Source organism: Paractinoplanes rishiriensis (genome assembly GCF_016862375.1).
Taxonomy (GTDB): domain Bacteria; phylum Actinomycetota; class Actinomycetes; order Mycobacteriales; family Micromonosporaceae; genus Actinoplanes; species Actinoplanes rishiriensis.
In genome coordinates, this window is the sequence record NZ_BOMV01000056.1 from 65,681 (window position 1) to 82,904 (window position 17,224).

General features: G+C 71.9%; 15 protein-coding genes. 9 read left to right on the top strand and 6 right to left on the bottom strand.

The genetic code is table 11. The features are described 5' to 3' along the window. Positions 1–411, bottom strand: a complete 411-nt coding sequence (locus Ari01nite_RS24105) for a VOC family protein (protein WP_203784216.1) — start codon at positions 409–411, stop codon at positions 1–3. A gap of 77 nt (positions 412–488) precedes the next feature. Between Ari01nite_RS24105 and Ari01nite_RS24110 the strand changes: the two genes are divergently transcribed. After that, a complete protein-coding gene (locus Ari01nite_RS24110; protein ID WP_203784217.1) occupies positions 489–1,157 on the top strand; it encodes a DNA alkylation repair protein in 669 nt (222 codons plus the stop codon). A 55-nt stretch (positions 1,158–1,212) separates the two neighbouring features. Here the strand turns inward: Ari01nite_RS24110 and ppdK are convergent, their stop codons facing one another. Further along, entirely contained in the window at positions 1,213–3,915 is a 2,703-nt protein-coding gene (ppdK, locus tag Ari01nite_RS24115) for a pyruvate, phosphate dikinase (RefSeq protein ID WP_203784219.1), read from the bottom strand. A gap of 189 nt (positions 3,916–4,104) precedes the next feature. Between ppdK and Ari01nite_RS24120 the strand changes: the two genes are divergently transcribed. Both Ari01nite_RS24120 and Ari01nite_RS24125 read left to right on the top strand, forming a co-directional pair. Beyond that, positions 4,105–4,581, top strand: coding sequence for a hypothetical protein (locus Ari01nite_RS24120; protein WP_203784221.1), 477 nt, complete (start codon positions 4,105–4,107; stop codon positions 4,579–4,581). A 171-nt stretch (positions 4,582–4,752) separates the two neighbouring features. After that, the gene (locus Ari01nite_RS24125) at positions 4,753–5,847 is read left to right on the top strand and encodes an MAB_1171c family putative transporter (protein ID WP_203784223.1); all 1,095 of its coding nucleotides are present in this window, start codon (positions 4,753–4,755) and stop codon (positions 5,845–5,847) included. Here the strand turns inward: Ari01nite_RS24125 and Ari01nite_RS24130 are convergent. Then, positions 5,783–6,202, bottom strand: a complete 420-nt coding sequence (locus Ari01nite_RS24130) for a helix-turn-helix domain-containing protein (RefSeq protein WP_203784225.1) — start codon at positions 6,200–6,202, stop codon at positions 5,783–5,785. The genes Ari01nite_RS24125 and Ari01nite_RS24130 overlap by 65 nt on opposite strands. Positions 6,203–6,374: 172 nt before the next feature. Here Ari01nite_RS24130 and Ari01nite_RS24135 point away from each other — a divergent pair, with 172 nt between their 5' ends. After that, a complete protein-coding gene (locus Ari01nite_RS24135; protein ID WP_239162978.1) occupies positions 6,375–7,574 on the top strand; it encodes a cytochrome P450 in 1,200 nt (399 codons plus the stop codon). A gap of 77 nt (positions 7,575–7,651) precedes the next feature. On the opposite strand, the gene Ari01nite_RS24140 is transcribed toward Ari01nite_RS24135, so the two are convergent. After that, entirely contained in the window at positions 7,652–8,344 is a 693-nt protein-coding gene (locus Ari01nite_RS24140) for a hypothetical protein (RefSeq protein ID WP_203784228.1), read from the bottom strand. A 131-nt stretch (positions 8,345–8,475) separates the two neighbouring features. On the opposite strand from Ari01nite_RS24140, the gene Ari01nite_RS24145 reads away from it, so the two are divergent. Genes Ari01nite_RS24145 through Ari01nite_RS24155 form a run of 3 tightly spaced genes read left to right on the top strand, consistent with a single transcriptional unit; the run spans position 8,476 to position 12,418 of the window. Beyond that, positions 8,476–9,933, top strand: a complete 1,458-nt coding sequence (locus tag Ari01nite_RS24145; protein WP_203784237.1) for an FAD-linked oxidase C-terminal domain-containing protein — start codon at positions 8,476–8,478, stop codon at positions 9,931–9,933. After that, complete coding sequence (locus tag Ari01nite_RS24150) at positions 9,933–11,051, top strand: FAD-binding oxidoreductase (protein WP_203784239.1); 1,119 nt, start codon at positions 9,933–9,935, stop codon at positions 11,049–11,051. Before Ari01nite_RS24145 ends, Ari01nite_RS24150 begins: the two co-directional genes overlap by 1 nt. Beyond that, positions 11,051–12,418, top strand: coding sequence for a (Fe-S)-binding protein (locus Ari01nite_RS24155; protein WP_203784241.1), 1,368 nt, complete (start codon positions 11,051–11,053; stop codon positions 12,416–12,418). Before Ari01nite_RS24150 ends, Ari01nite_RS24155 begins: the two co-directional genes overlap by 1 nt. On the opposite strand, the gene Ari01nite_RS24160 is transcribed toward Ari01nite_RS24155, so the two are convergent. After that, positions 12,408–14,636 carry a rhamnogalacturonan lyase family protein gene (locus tag Ari01nite_RS24160; RefSeq protein WP_239162979.1) on the bottom strand — a complete coding sequence of 743 codons (2,229 nt, stop codon included), beginning with the start codon at positions 14,634–14,636 and terminating at the stop codon, positions 12,408–12,410. The two genes, Ari01nite_RS24155 and Ari01nite_RS24160, sit on opposite strands and share 11 nt — an antisense overlap. Before the next feature lie 203 nt (positions 14,637–14,839). Between Ari01nite_RS24160 and Ari01nite_RS24165 the strand changes: the two genes are divergently transcribed. Next, positions 14,840–15,970: a cellulose binding domain-containing protein gene (locus Ari01nite_RS24165; protein WP_203784245.1), complete on the top strand. Its 1,131-nt coding sequence runs from the start codon at positions 14,840–14,842 to the stop codon at positions 15,968–15,970. A 46-nt stretch (positions 15,971–16,016) separates the two neighbouring features. On the opposite strand, the gene Ari01nite_RS24170 is transcribed toward Ari01nite_RS24165, so the two are convergent. Next, entirely contained in the window at positions 16,017–16,340 is a 324-nt protein-coding gene (locus Ari01nite_RS24170; protein WP_203784247.1) for a putative quinol monooxygenase, read from the bottom strand. A 72-nt stretch (positions 16,341–16,412) separates the two neighbouring features. On the opposite strand from Ari01nite_RS24170, the gene Ari01nite_RS24175 reads away from it, so the two are divergent. Beyond that, the gene (locus Ari01nite_RS24175) at positions 16,413–17,204 is read left to right on the top strand and encodes an IclR family transcriptional regulator (RefSeq protein WP_203784249.1); all 792 of its coding nucleotides are present in this window, start codon (positions 16,413–16,415) and stop codon (positions 17,202–17,204) included. Positions 17,205–17,224: the final 20 nt, after the last annotated feature.

Here is a 17,224-nt window from a genome sequence, read left to right on the forward strand (position 1 = left end):
TCAGCTGGCGGCCACCACGTTGACCATCCAGGGAATGCCGAACCGGTCGGTGCACTGCCCGAAGACGTCGCCCCACATCTGCTTCTCGAAGGGCACCTGCACCTGACCGCCCTCGGACAGCTTGTGCCAGGCGTCCTCGAGCCCCTCCCCGGGGTCACCGCTGAGGCTGACGGTGATGCTGGCGCCGGCCTTGTAGGTCTCGCCGGGCGGGATGTCGGACACCATCAGCGTGTAGCCCTGCGGTGTCTCGAGCTGGCCGTGCATGATGCGGTCGGCGGTGGCCGGGTCGGGGCCGCCGAACTCGCCGTACGTGTTGACGTGCAGCTCACCGCCGAACACGGACTGGTAGAACTCGATCGCCTCGCGGGCCTGGCCGTCGAAGTTGAGGTAGGGGTTGAGTCGCGATGCCACCACAGGCTCCCTTGGCTGGAATGACGGTGTCTGTCACCCGCAGACGTTAGCGCTCCCCTGAAGATAAGAATGGGCTTATGGGTGACACCACGGTGGCCGGCCTGATGGCCGAGCTGGCCGCGCTAGACGACCCGAGGACGCGCGCGGTGAACGAGAAGCACGGCGATGACCACGGGGTCAACCTCGGCCGGCTGCGCGAGATCGCGAAGCGGCTGAAGACGCAGCCGGACCTAGCCCGCGAACTGTGGCGGACCGGAGACAGCGCGGCCCGCCTGCTGGCCCTGCTGATCTGCCGCCCGCGGGCGTTCGAGCGCGCCGAGCTGGACGCCATGCTGCGCGCGGCACGCACACCGAAGGTGCACGACTGGCTGGTCAACTACGTGGTGAAGAAAAGCCCGCACGCCGAGGACCTGCGAGTCGCGTGGTCGGCCGACCCGGACCCGGTGGTGGCCAGCGCCGGCTGGCAGCTGACCACCGAACGGGTGACGAGGAAGCCCGACGGCCTCGACCTGCCGGTCTTGCTCGACACGATCGAGGCGGACATGAGGCAAGCCCCGCCGCGCCTGCAGTGGGCGATGAACCACTGCCTCGCGCAGATCGGCATCGACCACGCCGATCACCGGCCCCGCGCCATCGACATCGGCGAGCGCCTCGAGGTGCTCAAGGACTACCCGACGCCGCCGGGCTGCACGTCGCCGTTCGCCCCGATCTGGATCACCGAGATGGTGCGCCGGCAGACCACCTAGACAGCCACCGGACCTTTCGGATGGACGTGCCACGGTGACCGGCCCCGCCGGGCGGTCAGCGGTGGTCGGAGCCGGCTGACTCGATCGCGGCGCGGCCCGCCTCCAGCCGGGCCACCGGCACCCGGAACGGGGAGCAGGACACGTAGTCCAGGCCCACCTCGTGGAAGAAGTGCACCGACTCCGGGTCGCCGCCGTGTTCGCCGCAGACGCCTAGTTTGAGCCGCGGGCGGGTGGCCCGGCCCTCCTCGGCGGCGATGCGCACCAGCCGGCCGACGCCGTCGCGGTCGATCGACTCGAACGGGCTGATGCCGAAGATGCCCAGTTCCAGGTAGCGCCAGAAGAACGCGCCCTCCACGTCGTCGCGGGAGAAGCCCCAGCCCATCTGGGTCAGGTCGTTGGTGCCGAACGAGAAGAACTCGGCGGCCTCGGCGATCTGGCCGGCGGTCAGCGCCGCGCGCGGGACCTCGATCATGGTGCCGATCAGCACCTCGACGCCGGAGTCGCCGACGACCTCGGCGATGATCTTCTCGGCTTCGGTGCGTACCGTCTCCAGCTCCTGGACCGCGCCGACCAGCGGGACCATGATCTCGGGCCGCGGGTGGCCGCCCTCGCGGGCGAGGGCCACCGCGGCCTCGGCGATGGCCCGCACCTGCATCCCGAACAGGCCGGGGATCACCAGGCCGAGGCGTACGCCGCGCAGGCCGAGCATCGGGTTCTGCTCGTGCATCCGGCGCACGGCCGCCAGCATCCGCTCGTCGCGCTCGGCCTGCTCGCCGCGCTCCTTGGCCACCGCCACCTGCACGGCCAGGTCCTCCAGCGAGGGCAGGAACTCGTGCAGCGGCGGGTCGATCAGCCGCACCGTGACCGGCAGGCCGTTCATCTCGCGGAAGATCTCCAGGAAGTCGGCGCGCTGCAACGGCTGGAGCGCGGCCAGGGCCTCGGACCGTTCCCGCTCGGCGCGCGCCAGGATCAGCCGCTCGACCAGCTCGCGGCGGTCGCCGAGGAACATGTGCTCGGTGCGGCACAGGCCGACGCCCTGCGCGCCGAACCGCCGGGCCCGGGCCGCGTCGGTGCCGGTGTCCGCGTTCGTCCGCACCCGCAGCCGGCGGCGCTCGTCGGCGTGCGTCATCAGCAGGTGCACGGCCGCCACCAGCGGCTCGTTGGCCAGGGCCGGGTCGAGGTCGCCCTCGAAGTACTGCACCACCTCGGACGGGCGCACCGGCACCTCACCGAGGTAGACCCGCCCGGTGGTGCCGTCGATCGAGACCACGTCGCCCTCCCGGACCACGTGGCCGTCGACGCTGAACTGGTCGCTGCCGACCTCCATCTGGTCGGCGCCGCACACGCACGTCTTGCCCATGCCGCGGGCCACCACCGCGGCGTGCGACGTCTTGCCGCCGCGCGAGGTGAGGATGCCCTGTGCCGCGATCATGCCGGGCAGGTCGTCCGGGTTGGTCTCCCGGCGTACCAGGATCACCGCGCGGTCCTCGGCGGCCAGCTCGACCGCGCGCCGGGCGGTGAAGACCACCTCGCCGAACGCCGCGCCGGGTGAGGCGCCGACGCCGCGGGTGATCGGTGCGGGCTCGCCGGACATGTCGAAGCGGGGGAACATCAGCTGGGCGAGCTGGGCGCCGCTGACCCGGGTGAGCGCCTCGTCCAGGTCGATCATGCCCTCGTCGACCAGCTGCGCGGCGATCGTGAAGGCCGCGGCCGCGGTACGCTTGCCGACCCGGGTCTGCAGCATCCACAGCTTGCCGCGCTCGATCGTGAACTCGATGTCGCACAGGTCGTGGTAGTGGCCCTCGAGGGTGGCCATGATGGTGAGCAGCTCGTCGTACGACTTCTTGTCGATCTTTTCGAGGTCGGCCAGCGGAAGCGTGTTGCGGATGCCGGCGACCACGTCCTCGCCCTGCGCGTTCTGCAGGTAGTCGCCGTAGATGCCGGTCTCGCCGGTGGCCGGGTCGCGGGTGAAGGCCACCCCGGTGCCGGAGTCCGGGCCCAGGTTGCCGAACACCATGGCGACCACGTTGACGGCGGTGCCGAGGTCGGCCGGGATGCGCTCCTGGCGGCGGTAGAGCACCGCGCGATCGGCGTTCCAGGACCGGAACACCGCCTCGATGGCCAGGTCGAGCTGCTGGCGCGGGTCCTGCGGGAACTCGTGTCCGACGTGCTTGGAAAAGACTTTCTTGTACGCCGTGACGAGCGCGCGCAGATCCTCGGCGTCCAGCTGCACGTCGTCCTTGACGCCCTTGGCCTGTTTCGCCCTGTGCAGCTCCTCCTCGAACTCCCCGCCGGGCACGTCGCAGACGGTCTTGCCGAACATCTGGATGAGGCGGCGGTAGGAGTCCCAGGCGAACCGGTCGTTGTCCTCATTACCCGCCTGGCCGTTTCTTGCTTGTGCAGCCAGGCCGGCCACCGACTCGTCGTTCAGCCCGACGTTGAGGACCGTCTCCATCATGCCGGGCATCGAGAACTTGGCCCCGGAGCGCACCGACACCAGCAGCGGGTCGGCCGGGTCGCCGAGCCGGCGGCCCATGGTGGACTCCAGGCCGGCGAGATGCTCGTCGAGCTCGGCGCCCAGGCCGTCCGGATGCGAGCCGTCGGCCAGGTACTGCTGGCAGGCTTCGGTCGTGATGGTGAAACCGGCCGGCACCGGCAGGCCGAGATTCGTCATCTCGGCCAGGTTCGCACCCTTACCGCCGAGAAGGTCCTTGAGGTCCTTGTTTCCTTCGGCGAAGTCGTAGACGAACTTGTGCATGCCAGCCACCTCCGGTTTCGATTCCGCGGCCGTACTGGTTCCTGCCCCGAGATTCGTAAGGCTAAGCAGACTCCGGCCGAATAGTTAACGCCCCGTGGGGTTTTCCACAGGCCCGCGGCGGCGGTTGTTCGGGAAGCGCTTTCTTCGCGCAGTTCCGTGCAGATGCGCACGCCGGGTAGCCTGACCGCGATGGAGGGTCTCCGGCGGCAGTGCGAGCGGCGTCTGCGTGGTATCCGGATACCCAATCCGTTCGACCTCGATGCATTCTGCGGCGAAGTGTCCCGCCGCCGGGGCCGCCCGCTGATCCGGCGGCCGGTGCCGGGGCTCTCCGCGGACGCGCCCTGCGGCCTGTGGATCGGCACCGACCGGGCCGACCACGTCTTCTACGACCCGGGCACGTCGCCGCTGCACGCCGAGCACATCGTGCTGCACGAACTCGCGCACATCCTGTGTGGGCACGCCGGGCACACCGGCGCGGGCGGCGCGCTGGCCCAGCTCTTCCCCGACCTCGACCCGGAGACCGTGCGCCGGGTGCTGGGCCGGGTCAGCTACTCGTCGGCGCAGGAGCGCGAGGCCGAACTGATGGCGTCGCTGATCCGCGGCCGCTCGACCAGGCCGCCGGGCACCCCGCTCGGCCGGCTCACCGACGTGCTCGGCTTCCACTAAGGCCTGTTTCAAAGGGGGGTCGGAGTGAGGCGAGGTCCAGGTGTCGTCTGGGTGTGCGGCGCGGGCGCCCAGATACCGGGGTTGTATCTGGGTGTTCGCGACGTGCGGCCAGGCGGCGGCTGGGCCACGCCGCAGCCCGGCCATCCCTTTGGAAACAGGCCTTAGGACGACATGGTCCTGGACGGCACCCTGCTGGTGCTCCTGTGGGGCACCGTCGCGGCCCGGGTACCGACGCTCTGGCGCGACGCCCGGCAGCGGGCGCTGTGGGCCAGCGTCCTGATGCTCGCCCTGGTCAAGACCGTCGTCCTGCCGCCGGTCGCGGCCGTGCTGGGCGTCCCGATCCTGCCGCACCTGCTCGGTGTGGCCGCCGCGTACTTCCTGCTGCGGTTCGTCATGCTGGTCGCCGGCGCCCGGCACCGCCGCTGGCCGCTCGTCCTGGCGGCGGCCGTGCTGCTGGCGCTCGGCACGCTGGCCGCGGTGTCCGGGGGCATCGAGACCAGCGCCGAACTGCTCACCCGCGACCTGCCGCCGGCCACCGTGGCGTACTGGGTGGTGCTCGAGGCCTACCTGGGTGCCGTGCTGGCCACCACCACCGTGCTGTTCTGGACCGTTTCCCGGGAGGCACCCGCCGGCCTGGCCCGGCTCGGGCTGCGGGCGATCGCGGTGGGCGCCGCGCTGGTCGCCACCTATGCCGCGGCCAAGACCGGGATGATCATCGCGCGCGGCACCGGGACACCGGTGGACTTCCCGGCGATCGAGCCGGTGGCCCGGGATGTGCAGGCGGCGGGTTTCCTGCTCACGGTGGCCGGCGCCACGGTGCCGGCCAGCCGCCGGGCCCGCTCGGTCTGGGCGGCGTACCGCTCGCTGCTCGCGCTGCGGCCGCTCTGGACCGCGATGCGGGACGCGTTCCCCGAGGTCATCCTCTTCACCCCGCGGCGCGCGGTGATCGAACTGGCCGGGGTCGACGACGTGCACCTGCGGCTGTACCGGCGGGTGATCGAGATCCGGGACGGGATGCTGGCGCTGCGCCCCTACCTGCCGGCCGGCCCGCCCGCCGGCGACGACCCGGCGGCGGCCGAGGCCGCGGCGATCGCGCTGGCGCTGCGGCGCCGGGCGGACAGCGGGCCGGCGGACGGCCCGGAGGGTGCCTGGGCGGCGGTGGGCCCGGAGATGACCGACGAGGTGGCCTGGCTGAGCCGGGTCAGCCGCCAGTTCCGCCGGGTGCGTCGCGCTCCGCTTCCCAGACCTTGCGGATCAGCTCGTTGATCGTCTCGCGGCCGCGTGGCGAGACGTCGGCGGCACGCAGCGCGATCTCGGTGACCCCGGCGTCCCGGATGGTCCGCAGCAACGCGAGCTGAGCGTCGACCTGCCGGGTCTGCTCGTCGTCCAGGAAATACGAGACGGGTACGCCGAAGTACCGGGCCAGCGCGGTCAGGTGCTGCACGGTCGGGTTGTCCCGGCGCCCGGTGCGCAGCTGCCAGATGTACGTGTGCGAGATCGGTACACCCTGCTGCGACCGGATCGCCTCGGCCACGGTCATGTAGCTCGGCTCCGCCTGGCCGGTGGGCCGGACCTGACGGAACAGCCGGTCGAGCTTTTCGGCGATGGAGAAGGCGCCCACCCACGCCCTCCTCCCCGCTGACGCCATGAGCAGGGGCGCACCCCGCGCACCCGTGCACATCCCCCGATGTAGGACGCCATAAACTGTGGTTGATGAAACCGCGCAAATCCTAAGCCACGACCTCCCGCCGCTCAAGCCCTGCCCTTGTATGGTCGACCGTGTGGTGGACATTGTGGATGGACCCGAGGTCTCGGCCCTGCTCGGTGAGCTGACCACGCTGACCGGGCGGGACGATCCCTACCCCCGCTACCGGCGCCTGCGGGAGATCTCCCCGGTGGTCCGCGCCGACGACGGCGCCCTGGTGGTGACCCGGCACGCCGACTGCGCGGCGGTCGCCCGGGACGCCAGACTGGGCCACATGCCGGCGCACATGCTGGCCTTCGTCGGCCTGCCCGACTGGGAGCAGAGCCCGGCGCTGCGCCAGCTGTTCACCAGCATGCTGGCGCTCAACCCGCCCGACCACACCCGGCTGCGCCGGCTGGTCAGCTCGGCGTTCACGCCCCGGCGGGTGCAGGCGCTGCGGCCGGCGGTCGAGCGGATGGTCGACGACCTGCTCGACGGCCTGGACGGCGAGGCCGACTTCATCGCCTCGTTCGCGTTCCCGCTGCCGGTGAACGTGATCGGCGAGCTGCTCGGGGTGCCACCGGCCGACCGGCCGCCGTTCCAGTCGCTGGTCCGGGACTGGTCGCAGGTGATCGAGGTGATGACACCGGACGTGCTGGCCACCGCCGACCCGGCCGCCGCCACGATGCGCGAGATCCTCGGCGGGCTGATCGCCGAACGCCGCCGCGACCCGCGGGACGACCTGCTCAGCGCGCTGGTGGCCACCGAGGAGGGCGGCGACCGGCTCACCTCCGACGAGCTGGTCACCATGGCGGCGCTGCTGTTCGCGGCCGGTTTCGAGACCACCACCAACCTGCTGGGCAACGGCCTGGTGGCGCTGCTGGAGCACCCCGGCCAGGTGCCGGCGCTCGCCGCCGACCCGGCCACCGCGGTCGAGGAACTGCTGCGCTACGACTCGCCGGTGCAGATCGTCGGCCGGGTGGCCTGGGAGCCGACCACGATCGGCGGTGCGGCCATGGAACCCGGTGACCGGGTGGTGGCGTACCTCGGTGCCGGCAACCGCGACCCGGAACGCTTCGCCGACCCGGACCGGCTCGACCTGTCCAGGACGGACAACGCGCCGCTGTCGTTCGGCGGGGGCATCCACTACTGCCTGGGCGCGCCGCTGGCCCGGCTGGAGGCACAGGTGGCGTTCCCGGCGCTGCTGCGGCGTTTCCCGGCGCTGGAACTGGCCGGCCGGCCGGTGCGGCGGGACAGCCTGACCATTCGCGGCTACACCGAGTTGACCGTGAACTTCAGCGAAAAATAAGGGCGCCGCTGCGAATTCCACGGGGGAAGAACTCGCAACGGCGCACGCCGAACATTAGACGAACTACGGCCGACTGTCTATCCCACGCGTTGCACAACTGTCCCGAGGAGCCGTTTCCAGTCGCCGTCGAAAGTGGGCGACGGACTGGCGGTGTTCAGGCGATAGATCGCGTACGCATCGACGAGCACCACATTCTTGGTGCTCACGACGGCGACCGCGGTGTCGGCGGTGCCGGGGTGCGCGGCGTCGTACGACTTGTGCCGGACCGCCACGAAGCCCTTCCAGCCGCGCTCGTCCAGTTCCTGGATGGCGACGGTCTCGACGTACGCCGGCTCGTTGCGGTCGTTGGTGACGGCGGCCGGCACCGAGTATCTGGCGAGGCAGGTCTGCGCGACCGCGCGCAGCGCCGACTGGGCGACCTCGGCCAGCGTCTCGTCCGGGAAGATCAGGGCGGTCTGCTCGAGCGTCTGCGCGCCGGCGTCGCCCTCGTCGACCAGCGGCGCGGACACGACCTCGGCGGCCGGTGGCACCTCGGGCGGCGTGGTGGTGCCGCCGCAGATGCTGACCAGCCGCTGCGGGTCGGCGCTGCGGGTCGGGGTGCCCCAGGTGGGACCGACCTCCTCGGCCCGCAGCAGCGCACCGCGCATGGTGGTCACGGAGATGAGGCCGTCGTTGTCCGGCGCCGTGTCGTCGCCAGAGCACCCGGCGGCCGCGGCCAGCGCACAGACGGCGGTGACGGCGGCGAGGGCCGCTCTCCCGGTCGTGAACATCGGGCCATCTTTGCAGAAGCTCACGCCGCGTCCACATGACGCCACCTTTCGGCACGCAGGGTAACTGGATGACCAGCCCCGGGTCAGCGGGATAGGTTGGCCGGGAGGCGTCGGCGCTGAGGAGGCCCACGGTGACCGTGATCGATGCGCTTGCCGGGCGGCTGCGCGCCGCCCTGGGCCCGGACCTGGTGGTCACCGACCGGCAGGAGCTGCGCACGTACGAGTGCGACGGCCTGGCCCACTACAAGGTGATCCCGGCCCTGGTGGTGCTGCCGCAGACCACCGAGCAGGTGGCCGCCGTGGTCCGCGCCTGCGTCGACTGCGAGATCCCGTTCGTGGCCCGCGGCTCGGGCACCGGGCTGTCCGGCGGCGCCCTGCCGCACGCCGACGGGGTGCTGATCGTGACCGCGCAGATGCGCCGGATTCTCGCCGTCGCGCCCGCGGACGAGCGGGCCGTGGTGCAGCCCGGGGTGATCAACCTCCAGGTCACCCGGGCCGCGGCCCCGCACGGCTACTACTACGCGCCCGACCCGTCCAGCCAGCAGATCTGCTCGATCGGCGGCAACGTGGCGGAAAATTCGGGCGGCGCGCACTGCCTCAAGTACGGCTTCACCACCAACCACGTGACCGGCCTCGAGGTGGTGACCCCGGACGGCGAGGTGGTGCGGCTCGGCGGCGGCCGGGCGCTCGACCCGCCGGGGTACGACCTGCTCGGCGCGTTCGTCGGGTCGGAGGGCACGCTCGGGGTGGCCACCGAGGTCACCGTGCGGCTCACCGCGGTGCCCGAGTCGGTGCGCACGCTGCTGGCCGCGTTCCACGGCATCGACCAGGCCGGCGCCGCCACCTCGGCGATCATCGCGGCCGGCGTGGTGCCGGCCGCGGTCGAGATGATGGACGCGCTCGCCATCGAGGCCGCCGAGAGCGCGGTGGCCTGCGGCTACCCGCCCGGCGCGGCGGCCGTGCTGATCGTCGAGCTGGACGGTCCGGCCGCCGAGGTAGCCGCCCAGTTCGACGAGGTGACCCGGCTGTGCGGCGCGAACGGCGCGTTCGAGATCCGGATCGCGGCCGACGACGCCGAGCGCCAGCTGTTCTGGAAGGGCCGCAAGTCGGCGTTCGCGGCGGTGGGCCGGATCAGCCCGGACTACATCGTGCAGGACGGCGTGATCCCGCGGACCGCGCTGCCCGAGGTGCTGCGCCGGATCGACGAACTGGCCGCCGCCAACGGGGTGCGGGTGGCCAACGTGTTCCACGCCGGCGACGGCAACCTGCACCCGCTGGTGCTGTTCGACGACGCGATCGAGGGCGCCGCCGCGCGGGCCGAGGTGGCGTCGGCCGCCATCCTCGACCTGTGCATCGAGTACGGCGGGTCGATCACCGGCGAGCACGGGGTGGGCGCCGACAAGGCGAAACACATGCCGCGCATGTTCACCGACGACGACCTGGACACCATGCAGCTGCTGCGCTGCGCGTTCGACCCGGGCGGCCTGGCCAACCCCGGCAAGATCTTCCCGACCCCGCGGCTGTGCGGCGAGCGGCCCGGCCGGCGGCAGGCCGGCGACAACCGCTGGCCGGGCGTGGAGGTCTTCTGATGACCGCGCTCGACGACCTGGCCCGCCCGGCCGGCGACGACGACGCGGTCGGCGGCGTGCCGGCCCGGCTGGTGGCCGCGCCGGCGTCGACCGAGGAGGCGGCCGCGCTGGTGGCCGCGGCCCGCGGCCTGACCGTGGTGGTGCGCGGCGCCGGCACCAAAATCGGCTGGGGCCGGCCGCCGCGCGCACTCGACCTGATCGTCGACACCCGCCGGCTGGCCGGCGTGGTCGAGCACGCGGCCGGCGACCTGATCACCGTGGTCCGGGCCGGCACCCCGCTCGGCGACCTCGACCTGGGACACCAGCTGCTGGCACTGGACGGCCCGGCCGGGGCCACCGTCGGCGGCACGGTGGCGGCCAACACCAGCGGGCCGCGCCGGCTGCACTACGGCACCGCCCGCGACCTGCTGATCGGCATCACCGTGGTGCGGCCGGACGGCCGGATCACCAAGTCCGGCGGCAAGGTGGTCAAGAACGTCGCCGGGTACGACCTCGGCAAGCTCTACACCGGCTCGTACGGCACCCTCGGTCTGATCACCGAGTGCGTGTTCCGGCTGCACCCGCAGCCGCAGTCGCAGGTGTACGTGCGGGCTCAGGCTCCGGCCGCGGACGCCGCCAAGGTCCGCACGGCCCGGGTGGCGCCGGCCGCGATCGAGGTGGACAGCCGCAGCGGTGAGCTGGCGGTGCTGGTCGAGGGCACCGCGGACGGCGCGCGGGACCGGGCCGGCACGGTGGCCGAGCTGCTCGGCGGCGACATCGCCGAGACACCCCCGCCGTGGTGGGGTGCCGACCCGTGGGAGCCCGGCGGGATCGGGATGAAGCTGTCGGTGCCGCTGTCCGGAGTTCCTGACCTGGTCGCCGCCGGCGCGGCGATCCGCGGCTCGGCCGGCACCGGCGTGCTCTACGCGGCCGCCGCCGACGCCGCCGGGGTCGACGCGCTGCGCGAACGCTGCACCCGGCTGGGCGGGCACGCGATCGTGCTCACCGCTCCGGAGCACCTGATCGACGGCCTCGACGTGTGGGGACCGGTGCCCGGGCTCGACCTGATGCGCCGGGTGAAGGACCAGTTCGACCCGGAGCACCGCTTCGCGCCCGGCCGATTCGCGGGAGGCATCTGATGGTCGACTCGACCTGGGGCACCGGCGAGCCGCCCCGCGACGTGCTGGGGCCGGCGGTGGGCGAGCCGGCCTTCGACCACGACCATCCGCCGCGGGCCGAGCAGGTGGCCGACTGCGTGCACTGCGGCTTCTGCCTGCCGGCCTGTCCCACGTACGCGCTCTGGGGTGCCGAGGCCGACTCGCCCCGGGGCCGCATCTACCTGATGGGCCAGGGCCTCGGCGGCGAGCCGCTCAGCGACTCCATGGTCCGGCACTTCGACCGCTGCCTGGGCTGCATGTCCTGCGTGACCGCGTGCCCGTCCGGGGTGCGGTACGACCGGCTGATCGAGGACACCCGGGCCCAGGTGGAACGGCGGCACCGGCGCTCGCCGCGGGAGCGGGCACTGCGCGCGGCGATCTTCGCGTTGTTCCCCTATCCCCGGCGACTCCGGCTGCTCCGGGCGCCGCTTCGTGCGTACCAGAGCCTTGGTTTGCAGCGCCTCGTAGCCCGCACCGGCCTCCTGCCTCGACTGGCACCCACCCTCGCCACGCTGGAAGCGCTGGCACCGCGCCTGCGCGGGGTGCCGCGCCCACCCCGCCGCGTCCGGGCTCGCGGCACCCGGCGGGCCGTGGTGGGGATGCTGACCGGATGCGTGCAGAGCGCCTTTTTTCCGGACGTCAATGCGGCGACCGTACGCGTCCTGGCCGCCGAGGGCTGCGAGGTGCTGATCCCGCCGGGGCAGGGCTGCTGCGGGGCGCTGAGCGTGCACAACGGACGCCGGGACGAGGCGCAGCGGTTCGCCCGGCGGCTGATCGACACGTTCGAGCACACCGGGATGGACTACTTCGTGGTGAACGCGGCCGGCTGCGGCTCGTCGCTGAAGGAGTACGACGAACTGCTCGCCGACGATCCGGCCTACGCGAGCCGGGCGGCCGCCTTCACCGCCAAGGTGCGTGACCTGGCCGAACTGCTGCACGAGCTGGGGCCGGTGGCCGAACGGCACCCGCTGCCGGTGACGGTCGCCTACCACGACGCCTGTCATCTCGGGCACGCGCAGGGCATCCGGGCCCAGCCACGCGCCCTGCTGCGCGGCATCCCCGGCCTCGACCTGCGCGAGATAGCCGACCCGGAGATCTGCTGCGGGTCGGCCGGGATCTGGAACGTGCTGAACCCGGCGCCGGCCGCCGAACTGGGCGACCGGAAGGCGGCGAACGTGCTGGCCACCGGCGCCGACCTGCTGGTCACGGCAAACCCGGGGTGCCTCATGCAGGTGGCCGCCGCGGTCCAGCGGCACGGCGGAACGATAGCCCTGGCACACACCGCCCAGGTCCTGGATGCCTCCATCCGGGGCCTGGGCAGTGCGGCGCTGGTGCCCCCTAATGGATAGCGAAACTCGGGTGCGGGGGCTGGTTGTACGCGGTGTTCTGCCAGGCGATCGCCGCGCGGTACTGCGGGTCGTGCAGCAGCGTGACCACCTTGCGGTCGGTCTGTACCGGGGTGCTGTAGATCCGTAGCGCCGTGTTGCTGCTGGTCGGCCAGATGACCTCTTCGCGCCAGTCACCCAGGATGTCGCCGGACAGCGACGGGGTGGCCTTGGTGCCGTTGTTCGAGTGCACGCCGCTGGCGCTGAGCAGGTTGGTGTCCGAGCCGGTGCCGTACTTGTCGATCCGGGTCTGGTCGAGCAGCTCGCGCTGCGCGTCGCCGTCCCACCAGATGACGAAGTTCGAGCTGGACGGCTTGCGGCCGATGCCGGCCCCGTTCGCGCCGTTGGACAGCTGGCTGACCGACGACGACCAGGCTTCCGCGCCGGCGCTGCCGGCGTAGATGTCGGCGGCCACCGCACGGCCGTTGTCGCAGCCGCAGGAGGCGTGCGACCAGATCACCGCTCCGGTGCGGCCGTCGAGCATCGCGTCGGTCGGCTGCGAGGTGCTCTCCGACGGCCGGTAGACCTCGAGGCCGGCGCGGGACGGGATGAAGTCGCCGACGTGCAGCGCATCGCCGTGACCCAGACCGGAACGCCACATCAGCGAGCCGTTGTCGTTGATCGCGGCGGCGCCGTAGATGACCTCGTCCTTGCCGTCCGCGTCGGTGTCGGCGATCGACAGGTTGTGGTTGCCCTGGCCGTAGGCGCCGACATTGCTGTTGCCGGAGTCGTAGGTCCAGCGCCGGGTCAGCGAGCCGTTGCGGAAGTCCCAGGCCACCACGACCGCGCGGGTGTAGTAACCGCGGGCCATGATCACGCTGGGCCGGGCGCCGTCCAGGTAGGCGGTGCCGGCCAGGAAGCGGTCGACCCGGTTGCCGTACGAGTCGCCCCAGCTCGACACGGTGCCGCGCGGCGGCTCGTAGTTGACCGTGGAGAGCGCGGCGCCGTTGCGGCCGTCGAACATGGTGAGGAACTCCGGGCCGGTCAGCACGTAACCGGAGGAGTTGCGGTAGTCGGCGCTGGAGCTGCCGATTACCTGGCCGGTGCCGGAGACGGTGCCGTCGGCGGTCTTCATGGCCACCTCGGCGTCACCGTCGCCGTCGTAGTCGTACACCTGGAACTGGGTGTAGTGGGCGCCGGCCCGGATGTTGCGGCCCAGGTTGATCCGCCACAGCCGGGTGCCGTCGAGCTTGTAGCCGTCGATGTAGACCACGTCGGTGACGCCGGACTGCGAGTTGTCCTTGGCGTTGTTCGGTTCCCACTTGAGGACGATGTCCGGCTTGCCGTCGCCGTCCAGGTCACCGGCGCTGGCGTCGCTGGCCGTGTACAGCGAGCTGTTCGGGTTCTGGATGGGGACGTCCAGGTAGCCGTTCGCGAAGTTCAGCGAGGTGCCGTCGGCGGCCTGCTCGACCCCGCCGACAACCGGGCGGACCGAGTACGACTGGCCGGCCGCGGCCCCCGAGTCGAGGTAGTTGGTCGACGCGGTGATCGGGCTGGCGTTGACCTTGGTGCTGCCCCGGTAGACGTTGAACGCCACGCCGCTCGGGTCGTTGCCGAGCAGCCGCCAGGTGACCAGGTTGCCGGAGCCGGACCGGACGCTCACCACGCCGCGGTCGAGCCGCTCCAGCTGCTTGCCGCCGATCGTCACCGGGCCGGTGGCCGGCGGCGAGGTGGTCGGCGGCGTGGTCGGCCCGGTGGTGGGCGGGGTCGTCGGCCCAGTGGTCGGCGGCGTGGTCGGCGCCGTCGTCGGCGGGGTGGTCGGCCCGGTGGTGGGCGCGACGCCGCCGGTGCAGACGGTGCCGTTCAGGCTGAACGAGGCCGGGGTGGCCGCGTCGCCGCTGCCGTTGAAGCCGAAGCTGGTGGAGGCGTTGGTGGCGAGCGAGCCGTTCCAGCCGGCGTCCTTCACCGACACGTTCGCGCCGGACTGGGTGACGCTGCCGTTCCACAGCGAGCTGATGGTCTGCGAACCCGGGAAGGCGAAGGTGAGGGTCCAGCCGTTGATCGGGTCACCGAGGTTGGTGACGTCGACGGCGACACCGAAGCCGCCCGGCCACGAGTTCGAGACGGTGTAGTTGACCTGGCAGCCCGCGGCGGCGTCCGCGCGCGTCGCGACCAGAACCAGCCCTGCGCCGACGGTGGAGACGGCGAGAGCGGCGGCGGCAAATTTCTTCCGGTTGGCCACCTTTGGCCTTTCCGATAGACGATTTTGAATTGGGAGCGCTCCCAGGTTGAATCGTTTTTGGACCCGCGTCAAGCGCATCTCACATTGGCCGGTATCTTTGCCGTCTTCCGCTGGGAGCGCTCCCATGCGATAGTCCGGTCAACCCCCATCCCGCGTCCTCCGGGAGGAATACCCCCATGTTCCGCCTTAAGCACCATCGAAGAATGGCAATTGCGGCCGCCGCGGCCGCGTCCGTGGTGGCCTCGGCCGTCGTGGTCACCGCCGGACGGGCCGACGCCGCGGCCGGCTGCCAGGTGTCGTACACGATCAGCAGCCAGTGGCAGGGCGGCTTCGGCGCCGCCGTCGACGTCACCAACCTGGGCGACCCGCTCACCAACTGGTCCCTGATGTTCACCTTCGGTGCCGGCCAGTCCATCAGCCAGCTGTGGAACGGCAGCGTCACCCAGTCCGGCTCCGCGGTCACCGTGCGCAACGCGGCCTGGAACGGCAACCTCGCCACCGGCGCCAAGGCGTCGTTCGGCTTCAACGGCTCGTGGACCGGCAGCAACCCGGTGCCGGCCAGCTTCGCGCTGAACGGCACCGTCTGCACCGGCGGGGTCGCGCCGACCACCAGTCCGACCACGCTGCCGCCGCCCACCCTGCCGCCGACCACGGCGCCCACCACGCCGCCGACCACCGCGCCGACGACCCCGCCCACCACCGCGCCGACCACACCGCCGCCGGCCGGTTCGCCGGTGAAGATCATGGCGCTCGGCGACTCGATCACCGGCTCGCCCGGCTGCTGGCGGGCGCTGCTCTGGCAGAAGCTCCCCGCGTCCCGGGTGGACTTCGTCGGCACCCTGCCGGGGCAGGGCTGCGGCTTCCCGTACGACGGCGAGAACGAGGGCCACGGCGGCATCCTGGCCACCAACGTGGCCAACCAGGACCTGCTCGTCGGCTGGCTGGCGCAGACCCGGCCGGACGTGGTGATGATGCACTTCGGCACGAACGACGCCTGGAGCAACATCTCGGCACAGACGATCCTCGCGGCGTACACCCGGATGGTCGGCCAGATGCGGGCCAGCAACCCGAACATGAAGATCCTGGTCGCCAAGATCATCCCGTTGAACCCGAGCACCTGCTCGGACTGCGGCCAGCGGGTGGTCACCCTCAACAACGCGATCCCGGCCTGGGCCACGTCGCTGTCCACCGCGGCGTCGCCGATCACCGTGGTCGACCAGTGGACCGGCTTCAACACGGCCACCGACACCTACGACGGCGTGCACCCGAACGACGCCGGCAACGTGAAAATCGCCGACAAGTGGTACCCGGCCGTTTCGGCGGCCATTTCGTAATTCGGAAGTTTTCCGGCCCCGGCACTTTTGTGCCGGGGCCGTTTTGTCACTTCACCGCCATTTCCCCCAGTTCGTTCCAGTCGTCCTGCTCCAGGCTCTGACTGACGATCTTCGGGGTGGCCGCCAGGTACTGCGGCAGGTCCTGCTGGGCCTGCTTGAAGTGCGCCGAGCCGACGTGCGCCGCACCCGCGTCGCCGTCCCGGAACGCCTCCACCAGCACATACTCGGTGGGATCGTCGAGACTGCGAGACCAGTCGAAGAACATGCAGCCCGGCTCGGCCCGGGTCGCCTCGGTGAACGGCCGGGAGATGTCCGGCCACCGCTCGGCGTGCTCCGCCTTGATCCGGAACTTGGCGGTAATGAAGATCATCGTCGGTCCTCACCTTTCGCGCGATCAGTCATCGGGGTTCCCTCATCCTCCCCCGCGCAGCAGGCTGAGGTCATGAGTGGCAAGGGTGCCGGTCTGCTCCAGTCCGTCGAACGCGCGATGCGGGTCCTCGACCACCTCGCCGCCTCGCCGGACCCGGTGCCCGCCCGCGACGTCGCCCGGTCGCTCGGCCTGACCCTGCCCACCACCTATCATCTGCTCACCACCCTGGTCACCGGCGGTTATCTGGTCCACCTGGAGGAGCAGCGGGCGTACGCGCTGGGCCACCGCGTCGACGACCTGGCCCGCGGCCTGCACCGCCAGATCGCCGCGCCGCCCGAGGTGCAGCGGGTGGCCGCCGTGGTGCACCGGGAGGCGCAGGCCGCGGCATACTACGCAACACTGCGGGACGCCGAAATGGTGGTGGCGCACGTGGCCGAGTGCCCGGTGCACCCCCGCATCCACCCGCTGGCGGTCGGCTTCCACCGGGTGCCGCACGCCACCGCGTTCGGCAAGCTGATGCTGGCCAAGCTGCCGGACGCCGACCGCGAGGCGCTGCTCGACCACGCCGGCACGCCCCCGGTCACCCCCGGCACGGTCACCGACCGGTCGCTGCTGCGGCGCCAGTTGCGCCAGGTGCGGGGCACCGGCCTCGCGGTCGAGGTGGACGAGTTCCAGGCCGGGCTGAGCTGCATGGCCGCCCCGGTGTCCGACGCGGCCGGGCGCTTCGTCGGCGCGGTGGCCATCTCGATGCCGACCGCCCGGTTGCGCAACGACCGCTGGACCGCGGAACGCGCGGTCCGCCTCGGCGCGGTCCGGGCGACCCGGGCGGTGGCGCTGTCCATCGCCGCGCGCGCCGGTGGTTAGGGCCAACAGGCGCGGACCAG